This is a genomic window from Myxococcus faecalis (assembly GCF_050039385.1).
Lineage (GTDB): Bacteria > Myxococcota > Myxococcia > Myxococcales > Myxococcaceae > Myxococcus > Myxococcus fulvus.
Window position 1 is genome coordinate 10,565,100 of record NZ_CP144336.1, and the last position, 20,961, is coordinate 10,586,060.

Annotated in this window: 12 protein-coding genes; 6 read left to right on the forward strand and 6 right to left on the reverse strand. The window is 70.6% G+C overall.

What is annotated here, in order from left to right; all coding sequences use genetic code 11:
• Positions 1-133 precede the first annotated feature (133 nt).
• Positions 134-601, forward strand: a complete 468-nt coding sequence (locus VZQ01_RS41900; protein ID WP_223748710.1) for a universal stress protein — start codon at positions 134-136, stop codon at positions 599-601.
• Positions 602-612: 11 nt separating this feature from the next.
• Here the strand turns inward: VZQ01_RS41900 and VZQ01_RS41905 are convergent, their stop codons facing one another.
• A complete protein-coding gene (locus VZQ01_RS41905) occupies positions 613-1,563 on the reverse strand; it encodes a hypothetical protein (protein ID WP_223748711.1) in 951 nt (316 codons plus the stop codon).
• A 261-nt stretch (positions 1,564-1,824) separates the two neighbouring features.
• On the opposite strand from VZQ01_RS41905, the gene VZQ01_RS41910 reads away from it, so the two are divergent.
• Positions 1,825-2,355, forward strand: coding sequence for a hypothetical protein (locus VZQ01_RS41910; protein WP_223748712.1), 531 nt, complete (start codon positions 1,825-1,827; stop codon positions 2,353-2,355).
• Positions 2,356-2,377: 22 nt separating this feature from the next.
• Here VZQ01_RS41910 and VZQ01_RS41915 read toward each other — a convergent pair whose 3' ends face one another.
• From VZQ01_RS41915 to VZQ01_RS41925, 3 genes are all read right to left on the reverse strand, one after another.
• The gene (locus tag VZQ01_RS41915; RefSeq protein ID WP_141327203.1) at positions 2,378-3,148 is read right to left on the reverse strand and encodes a lysophospholipid acyltransferase family protein; all 771 of its coding nucleotides are present in this window, start codon (positions 3,146-3,148) and stop codon (positions 2,378-2,380) included.
• Between the two features lie 18 nt (positions 3,149-3,166).
• Complete coding sequence (locus tag VZQ01_RS41920) at positions 3,167-3,949, reverse strand: exodeoxyribonuclease III (protein ID WP_267696261.1); 783 nt, start codon at positions 3,947-3,949, stop codon at positions 3,167-3,169.
• A gap of 85 nt (positions 3,950-4,034) precedes the next feature.
• Positions 4,035-8,240: a lamin tail domain-containing protein gene (locus tag VZQ01_RS41925; RefSeq protein WP_426746455.1), complete on the reverse strand. Its 4,206-nt coding sequence runs from the start codon at positions 8,238-8,240 to the stop codon at positions 4,035-4,037.
• 410 nt (positions 8,241-8,650) lie between these two features.
• On the opposite strand from VZQ01_RS41925, the gene VZQ01_RS41930 reads away from it, so the two are divergent.
• The 4 genes from VZQ01_RS41930 (at position 8,651) to VZQ01_RS41945 (ending at position 18,763) form a co-directional block, all read left to right on the forward strand.
• Positions 8,651-13,987, forward strand: a complete 5,337-nt coding sequence (locus VZQ01_RS41930; protein WP_426746456.1) for a copper oxidase — start codon at positions 8,651-8,653, stop codon at positions 13,985-13,987.
• Positions 13,988-14,071: 84 nt separating this feature from the next.
• Entirely contained in the window at positions 14,072-16,057 is a 1,986-nt protein-coding gene (locus tag VZQ01_RS41935; RefSeq protein ID WP_426746457.1) for a YncE family protein, read from the forward strand.
• A complete protein-coding gene (locus VZQ01_RS41940; protein WP_408890469.1) occupies positions 16,054-17,172 on the forward strand; it encodes an SCO family protein in 1,119 nt (372 codons plus the stop codon). The genes VZQ01_RS41935 and VZQ01_RS41940 overlap by 4 nt, the downstream gene beginning before the upstream one ends.
• A gap of 4 nt (positions 17,173-17,176) precedes the next feature.
• Positions 17,177-18,763: an ABC transporter substrate-binding protein gene (locus tag VZQ01_RS41945; RefSeq protein WP_223783225.1), complete on the forward strand. Its 1,587-nt coding sequence runs from the start codon at positions 17,177-17,179 to the stop codon at positions 18,761-18,763.
• A 45-nt stretch (positions 18,764-18,808) separates the two neighbouring features.
• On the opposite strand, the gene VZQ01_RS41950 is transcribed toward VZQ01_RS41945, so the two are convergent.
• Both VZQ01_RS41950 and VZQ01_RS41955 read right to left on the reverse strand, forming a co-directional pair.
• Positions 18,809-20,215 carry a sensor histidine kinase gene (locus VZQ01_RS41950; protein ID WP_223783224.1) on the reverse strand — a complete coding sequence of 469 codons (1,407 nt, stop codon included), beginning with the start codon at positions 20,213-20,215 and terminating at the stop codon, positions 18,809-18,811.
• Positions 20,212-20,898: a response regulator transcription factor gene (locus VZQ01_RS41955; protein WP_223748720.1), complete on the reverse strand. Its 687-nt coding sequence runs from the start codon at positions 20,896-20,898 to the stop codon at positions 20,212-20,214. The genes VZQ01_RS41950 and VZQ01_RS41955 overlap by 4 nt, the downstream gene beginning before the upstream one ends.
• Between the last annotated feature and the right edge of the window lie 63 nt (positions 20,899-20,961).

Consider the following 20,961-nt stretch of genomic DNA (forward strand, 5'->3'; position numbering starts at 1 on the left):
CCGCGCTCGCCTCCCCGCAAGCTTTGCGCGTCGCGGTGGCGAACGGGCGGGCAGGCGCTGGCACGCAACTTCCATCTGAGGACGTTCGGCCCCACCCCAAGAGAGGGCCTTTCACCTCAGCGAGGAGCCGACCATGGCAGCGCCATCCCGAATTCTCGTCCCCGTCGACCTGAGCGAGGGCTCTCGCTCCATCGTCGACTACGCCCTCCAGCTCGCCCGTCCCTTCAACGCGTCGGTGGAGGTCCTCCACGCGTGGGAGCCCCCTCAGTACGTCGCGCCGGATCTGCTCGTCGCCGCCCCCGGATGGAACCCGCTCTCGCTGGAGCAGGTCGCCCTGGACACGGCGGGCAAGGAGCTGGCCACGCTGCTCAAGCAGATGGAGCCGGCCTCCGTCCCGCTCAAGCACCGCGTGGTGGTGGGCGAGGCGGCCTCCACCATCCTGGAGCTGGTGGAGAAGGAGGGCTTCGACCTCATCATCATGGGCACCCACGGCCGCCGGGGGCTGTCGCGCATGCTGCTGGGCAGCGTGGCGCAGAAGCTGGTCTCCCGCGCGCCCTGCCCCGTGCTGACGCTGCACGTCCCGCAGGACACCCAGAAGTAGGCGTCAGGGACTCAAGGCCCGAGCGCCGCCTTCAGGGCGGCCTCGCGCCGGCGCGCCGCGAGCACCGTGGGCACCGCCAGCACCGTCATGGCCACCATGACCAGCGCCGCGCCCAGAAGCTCGCGCGGCCCCACGCCCGGCAGCCCCAGCCACAGCGACAGCCCCAGCGTGGCCACCACGCCCGCGAGCACGCTGGAGGCCCGGTTCACCGGCACGGAGAACGCGTTCTCCCGCGCGTCCAGCAGGATGAGCCCACCGAAGATGCCGGTGCCCTGGGACAACAGCCCCACCAGCATCTCCTCCAAGAGCCGCCCGCGGGCGAACATGCCGGTGAAGCCCTCGCGGATGTCCAGCGCCGGCCCCGCGCCGCCCCACACCGCCACCAGCCCGAGCACCAGCACCAGGAAGGGCGTGGCCACCATCTGCTCCTCCACGAAGTAGCGGATGGACAGGCTCTTGTCCTCGGACTTGGCCAGCCGGCTCATCGCGCGCAGGCGGATGAAGTAGCTCAGCAGGTACACGCCGACGTCCAGCGCGGCCACCCACGTCAGGGTGGCGCGCGCGTCCTTCCCCGACGCGACGAGCACGGCGGCGAAGCTCAGCCCCAGCGCCACCCACGAGGGCCAGCGCACGTGCCTGCGGCTGAGCACGTCCACGATGGGCGCCAGCACCAGCACCCCGCCGCGCATCAGCAGCATCATGAAGACGATGGAGGTGCCCTCCAGCGTGTACGCCAGCGTCGTGGTGCCGATGATGGCCGCCGAGCACATCCCCGACAGGAACGTCCACGCCCCCGGCGCGGGCACCCGCAGGCCCAGCACCTGGCGGTGCGCCGCGAAGCGCCACCAGCGCTTGAGCGAGAGGAAGACGAACATCCCCACCATCGACGTCGCCGCGCTCACCGGCAGGAGCGTGAAGCCGACGATGCCCTCCTCCATGCCCGGCAGGGAGCCGCTCGACAACGCCTTCGTCAGCGCGCTGTACGGGGCATACGCCGCGAAATAGCCGAAGGCATAGGCCCAGATGGTCAGGTCATGCGAGGAGGAGTCTTGCTGCGTCGACGATGTGGCCAGGGGAAACCTCGGGGCGTGCGGGCCAGGGCCTCCCCCACCCTACTGCAAGCCGCGCGCCCCGACCTGCCTCCCGGGAGGGAAACAAACCCATGCAATGGGTGTGGGCCTGCCGCGTAGACCTCTCAACCCGGTCGTCCCCAGGAGCCGTCCATGCGCTCACGCTTCCTTTCCACTCTGGCCCTCGCGTCCACCCTGGCCCTGCCCGCCTTCGCCGGCGATGACGCGGCCAGGAAGTCGACCTCCCCGGTGAAGGTCGTCTGCGACACCACGGCCAAGGACGGCAGCCGCGTGGTGCAGGGCACGGACCTGGTCATCGAGGCGGGCGAGAAGGCCAAGGACGTGGTCGCCGTGGAGGGCGACATCATCATCCGCAAGGGCGCCACCGTCGACGACGCGGTCGCCATCCGGGGCCGCGTCATCGTGGAGGCCGGCGCCGTGGTGAAGGGCGACGCGGTGTCCATGGGCGGCGAGGTCCGCCTCCGGGGCAACGCCCGCGTCGAGGGCAGCGCCGTGGCCCTGGGCGGCAAGCTGACCACCGACAAGGACGTCCACATCGAGGGCGACCGCATCAGCCTGTCCTTCGAGATCGGCGGGAAGGACCTGCTGCGCGGCTTCATCGAGGACGCGCTCGACGAGGAGTCGGGCTGCCACATCATCGACAACGAAGTCACGGACGCCTGAGCGGCGTGCCTCGTCGAAGCCGCTACGCGGCGCTGGGAGTCCCCGGCGTCGCGGCGTCCTGGGTGAGCGGCTGCAGCGTGGCGCGCAGGGCGAGGATCTGCTCGCGCACCAGCGTCTTGAGCTTCTCCACGTCATCGAGCGTCATGCCCTTGGTGGAGATGGGCGTGCCCACCGTCACCAGGCCGCGCGAGGTGGAGAAGCGCCAGGAGTGCTTGGGCAGCGCCTTGCGCGTGCCGCTCACCGCCAGCGGGAGCACGTCCGCCTGCTGCTCGATGGCCAGGCGGAAGGCGCCGTCCTTGAAGGGCAACAGCTCGTCCGTCTTCGAGCGGGTGCCCTCCGGGAAGATCATCACCGGCATGCCCTTGCTCATCCACTGCTTGCAGCGCGCCATGGCGCCCGTGGCGGACTCCTTGTCGCCGCGGTGCACGGGGATGTCCCCGGCGATGCCCATCATCCACCCCACCACCGGCACCTTGAACAGGCTCGCCTTGCCCAGCCACTTCATCTCCCACGGCAGGCGGGAGATGAGGAACGGGTCCGCGTTGGACTCGTGGTTGCTGACCACCACCGTGTTGGGGGCCACCTGGTCCGGCACCGGCCCGTGGATGCCGAAGCGCCAGTACGGCGTCAGCTTCGCGGCGGTGACGCCCACCATGCGGAAGCACCTCCCCACCGCGTAGCGCTTCTTGTCGAACGGCAACGTGAAGACGGCGATGACGAGCTGAACGAAGAAGCCGACCAGCGCGACGATGCCAATCTCGACCCAGGTCCAGATGGAGAGCAGTGCGTTCATTGAGAGCCTCGAGGGGGATCAGCGGACGGCGGAGTCCAGGTCCACGCTCACCGGGCAGTGGTCGGAGCCCGACACGTCGGGATGGATGGCGGCGCGCTTGACGAAGGCCATGGCCGCGGGGGACGCCAGCACGTAGTCGATGCGCCAGCCGATGTTCTTCTCGCGCACGCCGAAGCGCTGGCTCCACCACGAGTAGTGGCCGGCGCCCTTGTGGAAGTGTCGGAAGCTGTCCACCCAGCCGGCGCGCAGCCAGCGGTCCAGCTCCTCGCGCTCCTCGGGACGGAAGCCGCTCGTCTCGCGGTTCTCCCGGGGCCGGGCCAGGTCGATGTCCTGGTGCGCGGTGTTGAAGTCGCCCACGACGAGCAGCCGCTCACCGTCGCGCAGCGGCTTCTCCAGCTGGTCGAACAGGCGTCGGTAGAAGGCGAGCTTGAACGGGATGCGGCTCAGGTCACGGTCCTTCCCGTTGCCGTTGGGGAAGTACACGTTGGCCACGGTGAGCTTGCCGAAGCGGGCGAGCTGCAGCCGCCCCTCCACGTCCATCTCCGGGACACCCAGCCGGGTCTCCACCATGTCCGGCTCGTCGCGGGAGAACAGCCCCACCCCGCTGTAGCCAGGGCGCTCCGCGGCCGAGAAGTGCGTCTTCCACCGGGCCGGAGCACGAACCTCATCCGGCAGTTGCTCGGGGCGCGCGCGCACCTCCTGCAATGCCACCACCTGCGCCCGGGCGCCCGACAGCCAGGGCAGGAAGCCCTTGGTATGGGCCGAGCGCAGCCCATTCACGTTCCATGAGACGACTCGCACGGGAACGCTTATGACCCGGCCGCGCCGGGTTTTCCAGCCCCTACCGGTTGATGGACCCGGTAGGGGCCGGAAGGCCCTGAGTCAACTACTCCGTGGCGCTGCTGGTGTTCTGGGGCTGGCGCTGCGTCCGGAGGATGAAGTCGGACGCGTTGTCGTCGGAGTCATACCCGTTGCCCGCCGCCGCCTCCGAGCCCCCCTCCATGGTGGCCGCCGTCGAGGAGATGGTCGCCTTGCGCTCGAAGGAGCCGGCCTCCGCGGGGACCGTCGGGAAGGCGGTGCCCTCGGGGGCATTGCCCGTCCCATAGGCGAAGGCATCCACCGTGGCCGGGTCGTTCATGTTGGTGCCCAGGCCCGGCCCACCGATGCGCAGGTTGCCGCCGCCGGTGCGGCTGGCGGACATGGAGAACACCGTCCCCCAGCTCACGTCCCCCGCCGTCGCCCCGCTGTAGCCGGAGTGCGTCAGCAGGAAGAAGCCCCGAGGCTGGATGATCGAGTTCGCCGGCAGCGTGAAGGACAGGTACGTGGTGCCCGTCGCGCTCTTGTACTGGAGCTTCCAGCCGGACAGGTCCACCGGGCTCGTCGTCGGGTTGAACAGCTCGACGAACTCGTCGTTCGCGCCGCCCGACCCCGCCGGCGCGGTCTCGCTGATGACCACGTGGTTGGCGCCCGCGGGCTGCTCGGTGACGCGCAGCTGCGCGGACACCGAGTCGCCGCCCAGGCTGGCCACCACCTGGCCCTCGCCGCTGACGTTGGCCGCCGTGAAGTCGAACTTCGCGGACAGCGTGTCGGCGCGCACCACCACCTGGGCCGGCACCGCGCCCAGGCTGGCCGGCTGCACGGACAGGCTCACCACCGTGTCCACCGACGGAGGCACATCCAGCGTCACCGTGAGCGTGGCCGTCCCGCCGCCCGTCACCACGACCAGCTCGGGAGACAGCTGCTCCAGCGCCGCCGGCTGGTCCACCGCCAGCACCGTCACCGTGGCGTCGCGGGACACCGTGCCCAGCGTGGCCGTGAGGGTGGCCTTCTTCGCGTCCGGGTCCAACGCCGAGTCGGTGTTCAGGAGCACCACCGCGGAGCGCTCGCCCGCGGGGATCACCACCTGGCCTCCCACCACGGAGACGGCGGGGCTGGACGACGCCACCGTCACCACCGTGTCCACCGTCACCGGCCCGGTGAGCGTCACCGTCAGCGGCTCCGGGAACGTGGGGCCGTTGACGCCCGAGCGCACGAAGACGCCCGTGGGCGCCAGCGAGGCCAGCGACACCTCGCCCGCACTCGCCGGAACGAGGTCCGCGGCGGAGCGCGGCTCGATCTTCGAGTGGTCGTTGCGCAGCTCCAGCACGCCGGTGATGGAGAAGAAGCGGTCTCCCAGCGCCGGCAGCGGGAACGAGAACAGGTAGTCGTTGATGCGCAGCGCGCCGTCCACCTCGAACTCACCGGTGGGCGCGGTGTCGCCGCCACCCGGGGTGGGCGCGGTGTTGGTCACCTGCACCTGCGACACGCGCACCAGCACACCCTCCAGTGTCGTGGCGCGCGAGCCACCCGTAGCCACCTCGGCGGGCGTCACCACCTGCGGCGGAGGCAGCGTGCTGCCCTGGGAGACCACCTCCACGGAGGGCGAGGCCAGCTGGAGCTGACCGAAGTAGTTGGCCACCGTCGCGTCGACGTTCACACGCGAGCCGGCCGCCACGGCGCTCGGCGGCGCCGTGCGGGTGAAGACGAAGGCGCCCGAGTAGTCCGGGCCCTGGTAGCCCTGGTCCAGCGGGTTGACCTGCACGAAGAAGCCCGTCGCGCCAACGCCGGTGACGGTGACGTTGGAGAGCACCACGCGCTGGCCCAGCCACGGAGACGTTCCACCCGTGCCCGGCTGCTTCACCGCGTAGATGGACAGCGGGCAGGCCGCGTCGCCCGGGTTGGGCGCCGGGCAGAGGTCACACGCGTCGCCCTTGCCGTCGCCGTCCGAGTCCGTCTGGTCCGGGTTGTGCGTGTTGGGGCAGTTGTCCGTGGCGTTCGGGATGCCGTCGCCGTCGGTGTCGTTCGGGTTGGGGCGGGTGCACTCGGTGGTGCCGGGCGCGAACGGGCACACGTCGCACGCGTCACCCACGCCGTCGCCGTCGACGTCGGGCTGCACGCCCTGGTCCATCGGGCGCACCGGGTTGAACACGCCGGGGCAGTTGTCGACCTCGTCGGGGATGCCATCGCCATCGACGTCCGCGCCCGACAGGCCACCGGAGTACACGGTGGAGCCCGACACGGAGGCCGGCCAGCGCGTGTTGGTGGAGGTGCGGGACGGCTCGCACGTTGGCTCGTCCGTCGGCACGCCGCACGCGAACAGCGGGTAGGCGCCGGAGTTGCGCGACTGGAGCGTGGACAGCGACATGCTGATCTCGGACTGGAGGCACACCGAGCGCTCGACGCCGCAGACATCCAGCGTGTCGCAGCCCCCGCCGCTCAGGGCGGAGACGACGGAGGACTCGCCGTAGAGCGCCTTGCCGCCGCGCATCGTCAGCACCACGTCCGCGGGCTCCGCCCGGATGACGGCGCGGTGCGGCGAGGACGCGTGGCCGTTGAGCCGGAAGATGGCCACGTCCGCCACCTTGCCCGGCACCAGCGCGCCGGTGTTCGTCGCCTGGAAGGCGTGCGCCGCGTTGCCCGTCACCAGCGCCCACGTCTCCGCGTCGCTGAGCGAATCATTGAAGTAGTCGCTGTCCAGGTCGTCCGCGCAGCGCAGCTCGCGCAGGATGTTCATGGAGCCGGACTGCAGCCAGTCGGTGCCCAGCGTCATGTTGACGCCCAGGTACTTGTAGAGCGGGATGGCCGCGGTGTCGCCGTACAGGCCGATGTTGGAGCGCGGCGACCAGACCAGGCTGGTGCTCGAGGTGGCCATCATCCGGATGTCGCTGGCGCTCAGGCCGATGCCGTGGACCAGGGCGGTGCGGGAGCTGAGGATGTTCTGGCCCCCGGACTGCTGCCCGGAGAGGCAGAGGAACTCGTTGCGCGCGCTGGTCTCGATGCCCTCGGCGATGTGCGGCAGGTAGGCCGAGGCGGCCGGGATGACCGACGGCGAGTCGACGCGCTCGTAGTCACAGCCGCTCGCGCGCTCGCGACCATCCGAGTCCCCCAGCGGGAACGTCTGGTACTCCGCGCCCGAGCCCGCGCCCAGGCCTTCCTGGTTGGTGCCCGTGTCGGACGTGTTCGGCGCGTCCAGGTTGCGCAGCAGGCCCTTGGCGCCGCCGGAGCCGGCGATGGACGTGGTGCCCGCGATGACCTGGCGCAGCTCCGCCCAGCGGATGCCGTCCGCGCCCGCCGTGTTGCCCGCGGGCAGACGCGTGTGCTGGTTGTTGCCCTGGCGCCAGTCGTGACGGTGCTCGTACTTCTCATCCGTCCGGGCGAAGGGCGCCTTCTGGAAGGTGATGTGGTCGTGCGCGTTGATGAGACCCGGCGACACCACCGCCTGCGGGCACGTCACCTGCGTGGCCGAGGCCGCGCCCGCGGCCTGCGAGCAATCACAGCTCACGCACTGGATGACACCCGCGGAGTCCACGAGCACCTGCCCCCCGTGGTAGACCTTGTCCGGCGCCAGCACGATGCCGGTGAACAGCTTCGCCGCGCTCCCCGACGTCACCGTGCAGCTCCCCGTCGCCGGAGGAGGCAGGTTCGCCGCGGGGCACATCACGACGGTGCCACCCCCAGGGCCCGCGTCCGGCTCACCCGGGCCGGCATCGGGAGTCCCCGAGCCACCATCCGTCTCACCTGGACCGGCGTCGGGCGTACCCGAGCCGCCGTCCGTCTCACCCGGGCCGGCGTCGGGAGTCCCCGAGCCACCGTCCGTCTCACCGGGACCCGAGTCGGGCGTACCGGAGCCGCCATCCGTCTCGCCCGGACCCGCGTCGGGAATCCCCGAGCCGCCATCCGTCTCACCAGGGCCCGCGTCGGGCTCGACCTGGCCACCGTCGGTCTCACCGGGGCCCGCGTCGGGCTCGACCTGGCCACCGTCCGTCTCACCGGGGCCCGCGTCGGGCTCGACGTGGCCACCGTCGGTCTCACCCGGACCCGCATCGGGCTCGCCCGGGCCGCCGTCGCCTCCGCCCGGACCGGCATCCGGCCTCGGGGTCGGCTGACATGAGCTCTCACACCCATCGCCGTTGGTGGTGTTTCCGTCGTCACAGGCTTCGCCGCGCTCGACGACACCGTTGCCACAGACAGGACTGGGGGGATCATCATCGCCGCAAGCGGTGACGACCAGGAGTAGCGCCGTGAGCGGCGCCAGCAATTGGCGGAAAGACATGAAGGAGAGACTCCGAAGTAGGTGTGACCTGCGGGGGGGCCTGCAGCCTACAACCGTCGCCCCTCCTTCGAGCTGGCAAAATTCCAACATCGGCGTAGCAAATTGCCACCCACTGGGTGGGTTTTACCCCAGGAAAATTCAGGCAATTCAAACAATTACGTGTACGCCCGAGACAACCCCGCACTCCCTGTTCCTTTGAAACTTCTCAGACAACCTCACGGAACGTCCGAGGAGTGTCGCGAGTCCGGGTGTTTACACGCTGTGTTTACTTCCGGCGGCCAGCACCCATAGTGAGACATCCCAGACACAGACAACGTCTGGGTTTGTGAGAAGTCTCTCAGAAACAGAAGTCTCACACCTGGCGGCTTAATCAGAGAATCGCCCCGAAGGGGGCCGATACTGGGGGAAGTGTGTCTTCGAGCGAGAAACGACATCACCCGGGTGGAACACCTCCGCCCCGAGGTCCGGAGGGGCGCGCGCGACAGCGGCTCCTCCTGGCGGCGACCACCTTCCTCATCCTGTCCTGCCAGCCCGACAAGGACGCCGCGTCCACGGTCGCGGCGCCGGGGAACCAGCCCATGGCGGAGGCGCAGACGCGGCAGGTGGACCCTTCCCCCCAGAAGGTCGCCGCCCCTCGCTGCGCGCGCACGGTCCACGCGGACGTCGTCGCGCTGGACCAGGTGTACACGTACAACCGGCTGGGCTCGTTCAACCCCACGGGGATGATCTACGCGCTGCTGGAGGACGTGGAGCCCATCAGCCCGAGCAAGCCCCTGGGGCCCGGCAACACGCGGCTCAAGACGAGCAAGCGGCCACGCCCCCTCACCCTTCGCGCGAACGTGGGGGACTGCCTCCACGTGAAGTTCTTCAACTGGCTGGCGCCCACGCGCTCCGCCATCCCGAGCCCGAACCAGTCCCAGCCCGGCGTGAGCAAGGCGGAGGGCTCCACCACCCTCTCCTTCCTGCGCAAGGTGCTGCCCTCGTGGGTGTGGACGCCCACCTATGACCCCGTCGAGTCCCTGGTGCAGAACAAGGCCGTGGGCGGCCGGTGGTTCTGGTGGGGGCAGGAGCTGGAGGCGGAGAACGACCACCGCGACAACTCCCCGGCCACGCGCCATGCCTCGCTCCACATCCAGGGCCTGCAGTACTGGAGCATCGACTCGGACGGGGCCTGGGTGGGCCGGAACACCAGCAGCCTGGTCCCCTCCGGCGGCCAGACGGACTACCACTGGTACGCCGACCACGAGGGCGTCTTCTTCTTCCACAGCATGGGCGCCTCGTTCGGCGGCGAGGGCGACGGCGGCTCCACCGCGCAGGGGCTCTTCGGCGCCGTCAACGTCGAGCCTCCCGGGAGCGTCTGGTACCGCTCCAAGGTGAGCGCGTCGGTGCTCAAGTCCGTCACCACCGGCCTCAACCCGGACGGCACGCCCCTCATCGACTACGCGAAGCTGGACGACACCGGGCGCCCGCACCTGGCCATCCTCGACGCCAACCACAAGATCCGCCACGGCGACCTGGAGGCCATCATCACCGGCTACTCCAGCACGGTGATGGGTACCCGTTCATCCATCGACCAGGGCCACTTCCGCGAGCTCACCGCCATCTACCACGATGAGATCAAGGCGGTGCAGGCGTTCGACGAGTTGGAGTGGAACCCCACCTTCCACAGCGTCCGCGACGGCTTCGGCGTCAACTACGGCGTGGCGGGCCTGGGCGCGGAGCTGCTCGCCAACCGCGCGAAGATCGGCCCCACCAAGGACTGCGTCACCTGTGAGTACGAGGAGTTCTTCCTCGAGTCCTGGGCGAATGGGGACCCGGCGATGAACGTGGAGAAGGACGCCAGCGGCAAGGCCGTGGGCGCGCTCTACCCGGATGACCCGTCCAACGTGCACCACAGCTACCTGGGCGACCCGGTGCGCATCCGCAACATCCACGCGGGCCCCGCGGAGACGCACGTCTTCCACCTGCACGCGCACCAGTGGAAGTACTCGCCCGGCGCGGAGGACTCCAACTATCTGGACTCGCAGACGGTGGGCCCCGGCTCCGCCTTCACCTACGACATCAACTTCGGAGGCTCGGGCAACCGCAACTTCACCGCGGGCGACTCCATCCACCACTGCCACCTCTACCCGCACTTCGCGCAGGGCATGTGGGCGCTGTGGCGCGTGCACGACGTGTTCGAGGCCGGCACCAAGGACCGCCGCCTGCCGGACCCGGAGATCTCCGGCGGCACGCCCAACCCCGCCGTCATCCCCATCCCCCAGCGGGCCATGCCGCCCATGCCCACGTACGTCGCCACGACGGTGAGCACGCCCTCGGGCCCCATGTCGCGGCCCGCGTTCCCGGGCTTCCCCTTCTACATCGCCGGCATGCCGGGCCGACGCGCGCCGCAGGCGCCGCTGGACCTGGAGTACGACGGCGGCCTGCCGCGACACATCGTCACCAACGCGGTGGGCCCGGTGGCCTACGGCAACTCGGGGCGCTTCGACGTGGACCCCACCGCGCTCAACATCAAGCTGCTGCCCCACGACGGCACGCCCACGGAGAAGGCCGCCATGGCGTTCCACGCGGGCGAGTTCCCCAGCAGCGCCGGGACGAGCGCGCCCACGGTGGCGCCGCTGCACGCCGACCCCGCCTTCGCGGAGCTGGCGCGCTACTACCCCGGCTACACCGCGCTGGGAGGCACCGGCCGGTTCCTGATCAACGGCCGCAAGCCCGTGGCCGGCGCGCCCTTCGCGGACCCGTGCCCCGAGCGCACCACGAAGCGCAACTACCGCGCGACGTATCTCCAGGTCGCCATGCAGCGGGTGAACCGCGCCGGGTGGCATGACCCGCAGGCGCGGCTGATGGTGCTCAACGAGGACGTGGCCGCCACGCAGGACGGCAAGCGCGCCCCGGAGCCCTTCTTCTTCCGGGCCGCGTCCGGCGAGTGCATCAACTTCTACGCCACCAACATCATCCCCGCGCACCTCAACCCGGACGACTTCCAGATCTACACGCCCACGGACGTCATCGGGCAGCACATCCACCTGGTGAAGTTCGACGTGATGGCGGCGGACGGCGCCGGCAACGGCTGGAACTACGAGGACGGCACGCTGTCCTCGGACACGGTGGCCCACCGCATCCACCTGGCCAACGCCGCGGGCGGCGCGTTCGCGGCGGACGGCACGGTGGGCGAGTCCGGGCCGCGCGTGTACCTGAGCGCACCGGCCACCCACCCGCGCATCCCTCGCGCGCCGGGCACCGCGCAGACCACCGTGCAGCGCTGGTGGGCGGACCCGCTGCCCAGCAACACCGGCCGCAAGCACCCGCTGGAGACCGTCTTCACGCACGACCACTTCGGCCCGTCGTCCCATCAGCAGCACGGCTTCTACGGCGCGCTCATCGTCGAGCCCGAGGGCTCCAAGTGGAGGGACCCGCGCACGGGCGTCTACTTCGGCTCGCGCGTGGCGGACGGCGGCCCCACCAGCTGGCGCGCGGACATCATCGCCGCCAACCCCGCCGACAGCTTCCGTGAGTTCGGGCTCGCCTTCGCGGACTACGTGCCGCTGTACGACGAGTGTGGTCAGCCGGTGAACCCGCCCAACTACAAGGAGACGAAGCTGCCGTGGGCCGTGGACTTCGAGTCGGTGCCCATGCCGGAGGCCATCAGCGCGGCGGACCCCGGCGGGATGACCATCAACTACCACAACGAGCCCATCCCCCTGCGCATCAGCAGCCGGCTCTCCTGCGGCGGGCGCGTGCAGCGGCTCGGCGCGCGGGGCGACATGGCGAACGTGTTCCGCTCGGACATCCACGGCGACCCGTACACGCCGGTGATGGCGGGCTACCCGGGCGACAACATCCGCATCCGCCTCATCCAGGGCGCGCAGGAGGAACAGCACTCCTTCACGCTGCACGGCAACAAGTGGCTCAAGGAGATGTACGACCCGGACAGCGGCTACTACAACGCGCAGGCCATCGGCATCTCCGAGCACTTCGAGTTCAACCTGACCGGAGGCCTGCCGCAGATCATCGGCCCGTACGAGACCGCGGACTACATGTACATGAGCGCGTCCACGGGGGACCTGTGGAACGGCCTGTGGGGCATCCTCCGCACGTACAAGCACCGGCAGCGCGGCCTGCGCTCGCTGGCGGACGTGGCGCTGCTGGCGGCGGACGAGAACCCGAAGCTGCACATCTTCACCACGCGAGGCGCCGCGGAGCCCCAGGCGCAGGCGTATCCGCCCATGGAGCTGCTGGACCTGCCCGAGGAGGCGGGCCTGGAGGTGATGGACCCGGAGAAGGAGCGCGACTCGGTCCAGGACTCGTACGAGGTGGACGAGGAGGGCAAGCCGGTGAAGCCGCGCCTGGTCGAGCACGTCATGGCGGACCGCGACGGGATGATGCGCATCGACAAGGACCTGGTGCTCAAATATGAGGAGCTCGGCTGGTTCGGCATCAAGCCCGTCAAGACGGACTCGTGCCCCGTGGGTGCGCCGGTGCGGCTGTACCGGGTGTCCGCCATCGACGCGAAGACGTGGCTGTACGGCAAGCGGCTCGTCTACAACGACGCGCACAAGATCTACGACCCGGACGCCATCATCTTCGCGCAGGACGCGCACCTGGCCGCGCTGAAGAACGGCAGCCGCAAGCCCGAGCCGCTCATCCTCCGCGCCCGCGCGGGTGAGTGCGTCCAGGTGGTGCTGACCAACCGGTTGCCCTCGAGCTCGCTGACGAAGCAGAACACCTGGGCGCACCACGCCGCCATCACGCCCTACTTCAACGTGAACCAGGTGCGGATGTCGAACCACGTGTCGCTGCATCCGCAGCTCGTCAACTACGACGTGAACGTGGATGACGGCGCCAACGTGGGCCTCAACGCCGTGCAGACGGTGCCGCCCGGCGGGGTGCGCACGTACCGGTGGTTCGCGGGCGAGTTCAAGAGCTCTCCCTTCGGGATTCCCTTCCCCTGGGGACGCCGCACGCCCATGGAGCTGGGCATCGTCAACCTGCGCAACATGGCGGACGTGGTGAACCACGGCATGCACGGCGCCATCGGCGCGCTCATCATCGAGCCGACGAACGCGTACTGGATGACGGACCCGGGCACCGAGGCCCAGGCCTATGTCTCGCACACCCTGCCGGACGGCACGCAGGAGACGTTCCGCGAGCTGGTCGCCCTCCTCCAAGATGACCTGGGCCTGCACAGCGACGACTCCACCTTCTGGGACACGGACGGGCTGGAGAGCGGCACCGCGCTGCGCAACACCGCGGGCATCGACGACTCGCAGGACACCGGGCAGAAGGCGTTCAACTACCGCACCGAGCCGCTGTGGGCCCGGCTGGGCGTGCCGCCGCAGACGAGCCCCGAGGCCATCAACGACTTCGACCTGCACCACATCCTCGCCTCCAGCGTGCACCTGGACCCGGCCACGCCGCTGTTCCGGGCGAAGCCGGGAGACCCGCTGCGCTGGCGCTTCGGTCACCCGTCAGGACACTCGCGTCAGCACGCGCTCTCCGTGCACGGCGCGGAGTGGCGCCGCAACCCCTGGCGCGCGGGCAGCCAGTCGCGGGTGATGGGGCCCAACGCCTCGTCGCCCATCATCTCCACGCAGGGCGGCGCGTCGGTGATGCAGTCGTACACGATGATTCCCGAGTACGGCGCCGGGGGCATCACCCAGTCCTCGGGTGACTACCTGTACCGCGACCACTCCAGCTTCCTGTGGAGCGGCGGCGGTCTGTGGGGCGTGCTCCGGGTGGAGTAGCGCGCGTGTGGCAACCCTCGGACGGCGTGGCGCGAGTCGGCGCCGCGCCGCCCCGTCCTCTCGTCGTCTCGAAGCACCCTCCTCATGATGCGCAAGAGCCTCGTCCTCCTCGTCTCGGGCGTGCTGTTCGCGGGCGCCCTCGCCACCGTGCACGGCGCCCTGCGCCCGGACGCGTCGCCACCTCTCGAAGACCCACCTCCTCCGCTGCCCGCGGCCCCTGTCTTCGCGGAGCGCGAGGGTGTCCGCGTGTCCTTCGACCTCGCGCTCAAGGCGCGCCCCCGCGAGGCCGCCGCCGGGTCCGCGCTGCAGGGCACCGCGCGCTTCATGCTCGCGGACGCGAAGACCGGCGCGTCCCTCCAGGGACGGCGCGTGCTGGGCTGGATGGCGCCTCGCGCCCCGGGCGCCGAGGCTCCGGACGACGCGGCCTGCAAGGAGCGCGTGAAGTCCTATCTGGGGGGACTGCTCTCCACGAAGGCGGAGGTGGACCTGAACGCCTATTGGTTCCTCACGCTGAACCATGACCAGACGGTGTCGGTCATCAACCCGCAGCTCGCCTTCGAGCGCACCAAGCTGCACAGCCTGGTGTCCCTGGGCGGCGAGGTGGCGGACTGGGCGCTCCTGAAGGACCGCTCGGCGCTGTACGCGACGGTGACCAGTGGCGACAGCGTGTCCGTGGTGGACCTGCGGCGCTTCCTCACGACGCGCACGATTCGCGTCGGTCAGCGCCCCGGGCGCATCGTGGTGGCGCCCGACGGCCGCACGGCCTGGGTGAGCAATGACGGGGACGGCACGGTGAGCATCCTCGACACCACGGCGCACACGGAGCTGGCGGCACTGGAGGTGGGCGCGGGGCGCCACGAGGTGACCTTCTCCGACGAGGGTCGCACCGCGTGGCTCACCAGCACGGAGGCGGACGCGCTGACGGCGGTGGATGTCGCGTCCCGCGAGGTGCTGGGCACCGTGAGCGTGGGCGTCGGCGCGGGTGACGTCGCGTGGAGCGCCGTGGCTCGCGCGGTCTTCGTCGCGCAGCCGCGCACCAGCGAGGTGCTGGTGTTGGACGTGGGGCGGCGTGAGGTGTCCCGCCGCATCGCGGTGAAGCCGGGGCTGGGGGCGCTGAGGCTCGACCGCACGGGGCGCTGGGCCTTCCTGCTCCACCCGGACGCGGGCAGCGTGGACATCATCGACGCGGCGACCAGCCAGGTGGCGCACTCGCTCCACGGCTTCGCCGCGCCGGACTCCGTCGTGTTCACCGATGCGTTCGCCTACGTGCGCAACACCACCAGCGGGCGCGTGTCGCTGGTGGACCTGAGCACCCTGGGCGGCGCGAGCACTCCGTCCGTGGTGAACGTCACCATGGGGCAGTTGGCGCCGGCGGATGCGCGTGGACTGGGACGCTCCGACCCCATCGCCGCGCTCCCGGAGGGCAATGGGGTCATCGTCGCGGGCGCGGCGGACCGGGCGCTGTTCCTCTACCAGGAGGGCATGATGGCGCCGCGCGGGACGCACCTGAACTACGGCCGCGAGCCTCGGGCCGTGCTGGTGCTGGACCGCTCCCTGCGCGAGGTGGAGGCCGGGACGTACACGGCCACCGCCACGGTGCGCGAGAACGGCACCTACGACGTGGCCTTCCTGCTGGACAATCCACGCACCATCGTCTGCATGGAGTGGAAGGTGGGAGGCGTGCCCGAGGACGCGGCGCTCGCGAAGAAGCTCCCCCTGAAGCTCACGCCGCGGTTCGACCCGGCCCGGCACTTCACCGCGGGGACCTCTACGCCCTTGCGCTTCCGACTGGAGCCCACGCCGGGCATGGACCCGCGTCCGGTGGGGCCCGAGGAGGTCCGGGTGTTGATGTTCAAGACGCCCGGGACGTGGCAGTGGCGCACCGAGCCTCGCCTCACCGACGACGGAGACCTCGAGGTGGACTTCGCCCCGCCCTCTCCGGGCCAGTACAAGCTGGTGGTCGGCGTGGAGAGCCGGAACATCGACCTGGGTCGTCTGCCGCACTTCACCTTCGGCGTCGTCGAGGCTTCGGCTCCGACGCGCGCTTCCCTCTCCGAGGTCGCACGATGACTGTGTCCATGCGCTCGCTGTTCGTGCTGCTCACCCTGTGGAGCGCCCTCGCCGGGGCCGAGGACGTGGCGGTGCCCACGCCGCCCAGGGACTCCGCCTCGTTGCGCATCGAGGTTCCCGACGTGGAGCTGATGGACCAGACGGGCCGCCCGGTGAAGCTGTGGTCGGACCTGGTCCGTGGCCACACGGTGGCGATCAACTTCATCTTCACGCGCTGCAAGACCATCTGCTCGCCGATGACGGCCACCGTCGCGCGCGTCCAGAAGGAGCTGGGGCCGGACAGTCCGGTGCGCTTCATCTCGATCACCTTGGACGTGGCCAACGACACGCCCGAGCGTCTCGCGCGCTTCGCGGCGCCCTTCCAGCCTCGTCCGGGTTGGTCCTTCCTCACGGGAGACCCCGCGAAGGTGAAGCAGGCGCTGGTCGCATTGGGGGGCTATGTGCCGGACAAGGAGGCCCACCGTCCCACCGTGCTGGTGGGCAATGCAGTCTCCGACACGTGGACACGGGTGGATGGGCTGGGCGCTCCGAGCGCGTTGCTCGCCGCGATTCGTGAGGTGCAGGCCGCTTCGGCGGGGCCGTCCGAGCTGCGCGGTGCCGCGCCCCAGGACGATGCGCGCGCGCAGGACGAGGCCGCGGCGAAGTACTTCACGAACACGGAGCTGGTGGACCAGGACGGCCGCACGCACCGCTTCTACGAGGACCTGGTGCGAGGCCGGAAGGTGCTCATCAACTTCGCCTTCACGTCCTGCAAGGGCGCGTGCTCGCCCATCACGAAGCACCTGACCCAGGTCCAACAGCGGCTCGGTGAGCGCGTCGGGCGGGACATCACGATGATCACCCTCTCGGTGGACCCGGCGAACGACACACCGAAGAGCCTGGGGGCCTTCACGAAGAAGCTCGGGGTGAAGCCCGGTTGGTACTTCCTCACGGGGGCGCGAGAGAACATCACGCTCGTGCTGAAGAAGCTGGGTGGCTACGTGGATGACCCGGATGCACACAACACCACGCTGCTCATCGGAGACGCGGCCACGGGCGTGTGGGTGAAATCCCCGGCGATGGCGCAGGTGGAGAACATCGTCCACGCCGTCGAGAACCTGAATGCGCCGAGGTAGTCCCATGCGCGGTCTCGGAGGCCTGTCCGTGAGTGCGCGCCAGCACCACGTCCTCCTGATGGTGCTCGCTTCGGTGTGGTTCGGCTGCAAGTCGGCCTCGACGCCCGAGGATCCTGAGCATGCCCGGCGTGGACGCATGCTGTTCCAGCGAGGGCAGAGTGTGCGTGGCATGCCGCTGGTGGGCTTGCTCGCGCCCGAGCGCGTGGAGCTCGGCGGCGAGGTGGCCGCGTGCGCGCGATGCCACGGCCCCGCGGGACGCGGGAGCGCCGAGGGCGGCGTGGAGGTGCCCGACATCACGCCGGGCGCGCTCTTCCACTCACGCCCCCGCGCCGTGGGCGAACTGGAGGACAGGTCGCGGCCGGCCTACACGCGCGACACGCTGCTGCGCGCCATCACCGAGGGCCGCTCCGCGAGCGGCCGGACGCTGAGCGTGGCGATGCCTCGTTACGAGCTGGACGACCTCTCGCGCCGGGAGCTGCTGGCGTACCTGGGGGAGCTGGGTGAACGCCCCGACCCGGGAGTGAGCCCCACGACGCTCACGGTGGGCGCGGCGCTGCCGCTCACGGGGAGCCTGGGGCCCGCGGGTCGGGAGGCCGCCGCGGTCCTGCGCGCGGTGTTCGACGACGTGAACGCGCGGGGCGGCGTGTTCCGCAGGCGTCTGGAGCTGGTGGTGGAGGATGACGCGGCACAGGTCCCCTCGCTGCAGGCGGATGCCACGGAGCGCCTCCTGGAGCGTGGCGTGCTCGCGCTGGTGGGAAGCCTGCGTCGAGGACCTCGAGCCTCTGATGCGAGGCTCACGCGGGAGGGGGCTCCGCTCGTGCTGCCGCTGGTCTTGCGTGGCGGAACCTCCGACGTGGACAGCCCCGTGTTCTTCCTCTACCCGGACGAGCCCTCGCTGGCGCGGCTCGCGGTGCAGTGGCTCGCGAACAGCCAGGAGCCTCGTTTGCGGCGTGCTTCACTCGTCGTGGCACACTCGGGAGATGACGTGGGCGCGGAGTGGACCCGCGCCGTGAAGGACGAGATGACGCGCCGGGCGCTGCCGTCCATCACGGAGCTCGTCCTGCCTCGAGGACTCCCCGGCGAATGGCCAGCGAGGCCCCCCGTCGCGGTGCTCTATGCGGGAGCACCCGAGGATCTCGCTCCACTGCTCCGATGGTTGGAGGCTCGAGCCCCGTCGGTCCTGGTGCTGGCGCCAGCCCGCCTCGCGCGGCCGGAGGTCGTCGGGGCGACCTCGTTGCAGCTCCGGTTCCTCTCGCCCGTGGGCCTGGGTGAGCGTGCGCCCAGGCTGGAGGCCTTCTCCGAGTTCATGGCGCGTCATGGCCTCGAGCAAGGCCACGCCGCCTTCCAGCTCGGAGCCTACGCGGCGGCGCGAGTGCTCGTGGAGGCACTCACGCGCACGGGCGCGGAGGTCACCCGCGCGAGCTTGATGCTCCAGCTCGAATCCCTGCGGGATTTCGATACAGGCGTCTCGCCGCCGCTCACCTTCGGCGTCAACCGCCGCGTGGGGGTGCAGGGAGGACAGCTCGCCGCGCTGGAATCGGGCACGGGTCGACTCGTGCCCGCGTCGGAGTGGCTCCCCTTGTCGCCGTGACGACGCCCCACCGGTCGCATCCGCTGCCTCTGACGCCGCCGCGGCTCAGCGCGCGCGGACCCGCTCCTCCGATGAGTCCCTCGGCAGCTCGATGACCACCTCGGTTCCGAAACGACGCGGCTCCGGAGCGACATAGGCCCGGCCACCATGTTGCTCCGCCACCTCGCGGACGATGGACAGCCCCAGTCCAGTGCCCGGCGTGTGCGCCGTTCCAGCCAACCGGTGGAATGGCTCGAACACGGACTGGTGCTCCGCCAGCGGAATCCCCGGCCCGGCATCCGCGACCCGGACTTGATAACGCTCCGCCTCGCGAACGAGCCGCACTTGAATCTCACCGCCCGCGGGCGAGAACTTCATCGCGTTCGACAAGACATTGTCCACCGCCTGCCGCAGGCTCCCCGCGTCGAAGAGGGCCTCGGCTGGCGCTGACACCTCCGCGCGAATCAGCAACCCGCGTCGCTCGGCTTCCGCGCGCGCCCCCTCCACCGCCTGCGCGACGAGCCGCGACAGGTCTCCCTGTTTCCGGTCCCACGCCCCCCGCCCCGCCACCGCGAGGTCGAGCAGATTCCCCGCGAGCACCGCCAGCCGGTCCACCTCGCGCCGCGCCTCTTCCAGCCCCACCCGCAGCTCCTCACGCGACCGCTCCCGTCGCAGCGCCAGGTCCATGCTCGTGCGCATCAGCGTCAGGGGTGTCCGCAGCTCATGGGCCGCGCCCGCGATGAGCCGCTCCTGCGCCTCACGCGCGCCCCGAAGACGCTCCGTCGCCTCCGCCAGCACGGCGCGCAGCTGTCCGATTTCATCACGCGCCGGGTCCTCCACCGGGGCATGGGAGAAGTCCCCTTCCCGCAGACGCCGCAGGTGCCGGGTGATGGCCGCCAGCCTCCGCGCCAGCTTGCGCGCCTGCCAGGTCTGCACCACCAGCAAGGCCAGCCCCAACGACACCGCGAGGAAGAGCGCCAGCCGGTGGTACGTCCCCACCGAGCCATCCACCTGCCCCAGGGACGCCGACAGTCGCAGCGCGTACGGCGCGCCCTGCGGAGAGCGGACATCCACCTGCACCTCGCGCCAGCGCACCCCATCCGTTCCGATGCGCGTGACCAGCTGGGGCGGCGCACCGGGCGCACCCGGAACCCGTCTCGACTCGGACTCCTCCACCTGGAGCCCGGGCGGATAGCGCGCCACCAGGGCTCCATCCGGACCATGGAGATAGCCGTGCGGTGCGAAGGGGCGTACCTGCTCCAGCAACGGGGACACCGTCATGTGGAGGTGGGCCTTGCGCTCGGGCCCGTCGAAGAGGCTGGCGCTCTCCACCGCCGCCTGCGCCAGCAGCGCTCTGTCCAACGAGCGCTCCAGGTCGTAGCGGAACAGCCGCGCCGCGCTGCCCAGCGCGACCACCATCGCCAACGCGGGAACGAGCGCGCCCAGCAGCCACAGCCGCCGGGTCAACGTCACGGTGTCACGGCCTCCGACACCGTCAGCTTGTACCCCACGCCCCGCACTGCGCGGATGGCCACGTCCGTCGCCGAGAGCCGCTCGAGCTTCGCGCGCAGATAGCCGACATACACATCGAGCACGTTGCCATGCCCCTCGAAGTCCCGCCCCCACGCCTGCGCCAGCAGCCGCGCGCGCACCTGCGCCTCTCCCGGGTGCTTCGCCAGCGCGGAGAAGAGCGCGAACTCACGCGCCGTCAGCGGCTCCTCGCGGCCGGAGCGGCCCAGCACCCGCCGCCGTGGATCCAACACCACCGAGCCCAGGCGCACCGGTCCATCCTCGGACTCCCCACGCCGGGCCAGCGCCTCCAGCCGGGCCAGCAGCTCCTCGAAATCGAAGGGCTTCACCAGGTAGTCGTCCGCGCCCGAGCGCAGCCCGGTGACCTTCTCCGGCGTGGTGCCACGCGCGGTGAGCATCAGCACAGGCGTGCGCACGCCCGCGCCCCGCCAGTGCTTGAGCAAGGTGACACCGTCGACCTCGGGCAGCGCCCAGTCGAGCACGATGACGTCGAACCCCTCCTCACGGCCCCGCTCCAACGCCTCACGCCCGCCGGTACAGACCTCCAGGCTATGGCCTTCCTCCTCCAGCCCCCGCTGGAGCAACACCACCATCTTCACTTCGTCTTCGACGAGCAGCAGTCGCATGGGCACGTCCCCCCTGCGCTCCAGAGCTTTCCACGCTCCGGGAGAACGGACCAGCATCGTTCC

Excerpts from the sequence above, each read along its gene's own strand:
- VZQ01_RS41900 (WP_223748710.1), top strand. The coding sequence starts at position 134 with ATGGCAGCGCCATCCCGAATTCTCGTCCCCGTCGACCTGAGCGAGGGC.
- VZQ01_RS41910 (WP_223748712.1), top strand. The coding sequence starts at position 1,825 with ATGCGCTCACGCTTCCTTTCCACTCTGGCCCTCGCGTCCACCCTGGCC.
- VZQ01_RS41915 (WP_141327203.1), bottom strand. The coding sequence starts at position 3,148 with ATGAACGCACTGCTCTCCATCTGGACCTGGGTCGAGATTGGCATCGTC.
- VZQ01_RS41925 (WP_426746455.1), bottom strand. The coding sequence starts at position 8,240 with ATGTCTTTCCGCCAATTGCTGGCGCCGCTCACGGCGCTACTCCTGGTC.
- VZQ01_RS41935 (WP_426746457.1), top strand. The coding sequence starts at position 14,072 with ATGATGCGCAAGAGCCTCGTCCTCCTCGTCTCGGGCGTGCTGTTCGCG.
- VZQ01_RS41940 (WP_408890469.1), top strand. The coding sequence starts at position 16,054 with ATGACTGTGTCCATGCGCTCGCTGTTCGTGCTGCTCACCCTGTGGAGC.
- VZQ01_RS41945 (WP_223783225.1), top strand. The coding sequence starts at position 17,177 with ATGCGCGGTCTCGGAGGCCTGTCCGTGAGTGCGCGCCAGCACCACGTC.
- VZQ01_RS41955 (WP_223748720.1), bottom strand. The coding sequence starts at position 20,898 with ATGCGACTGCTGCTCGTCGAAGACGAAGTGAAGATGGTGGTGTTGCTC.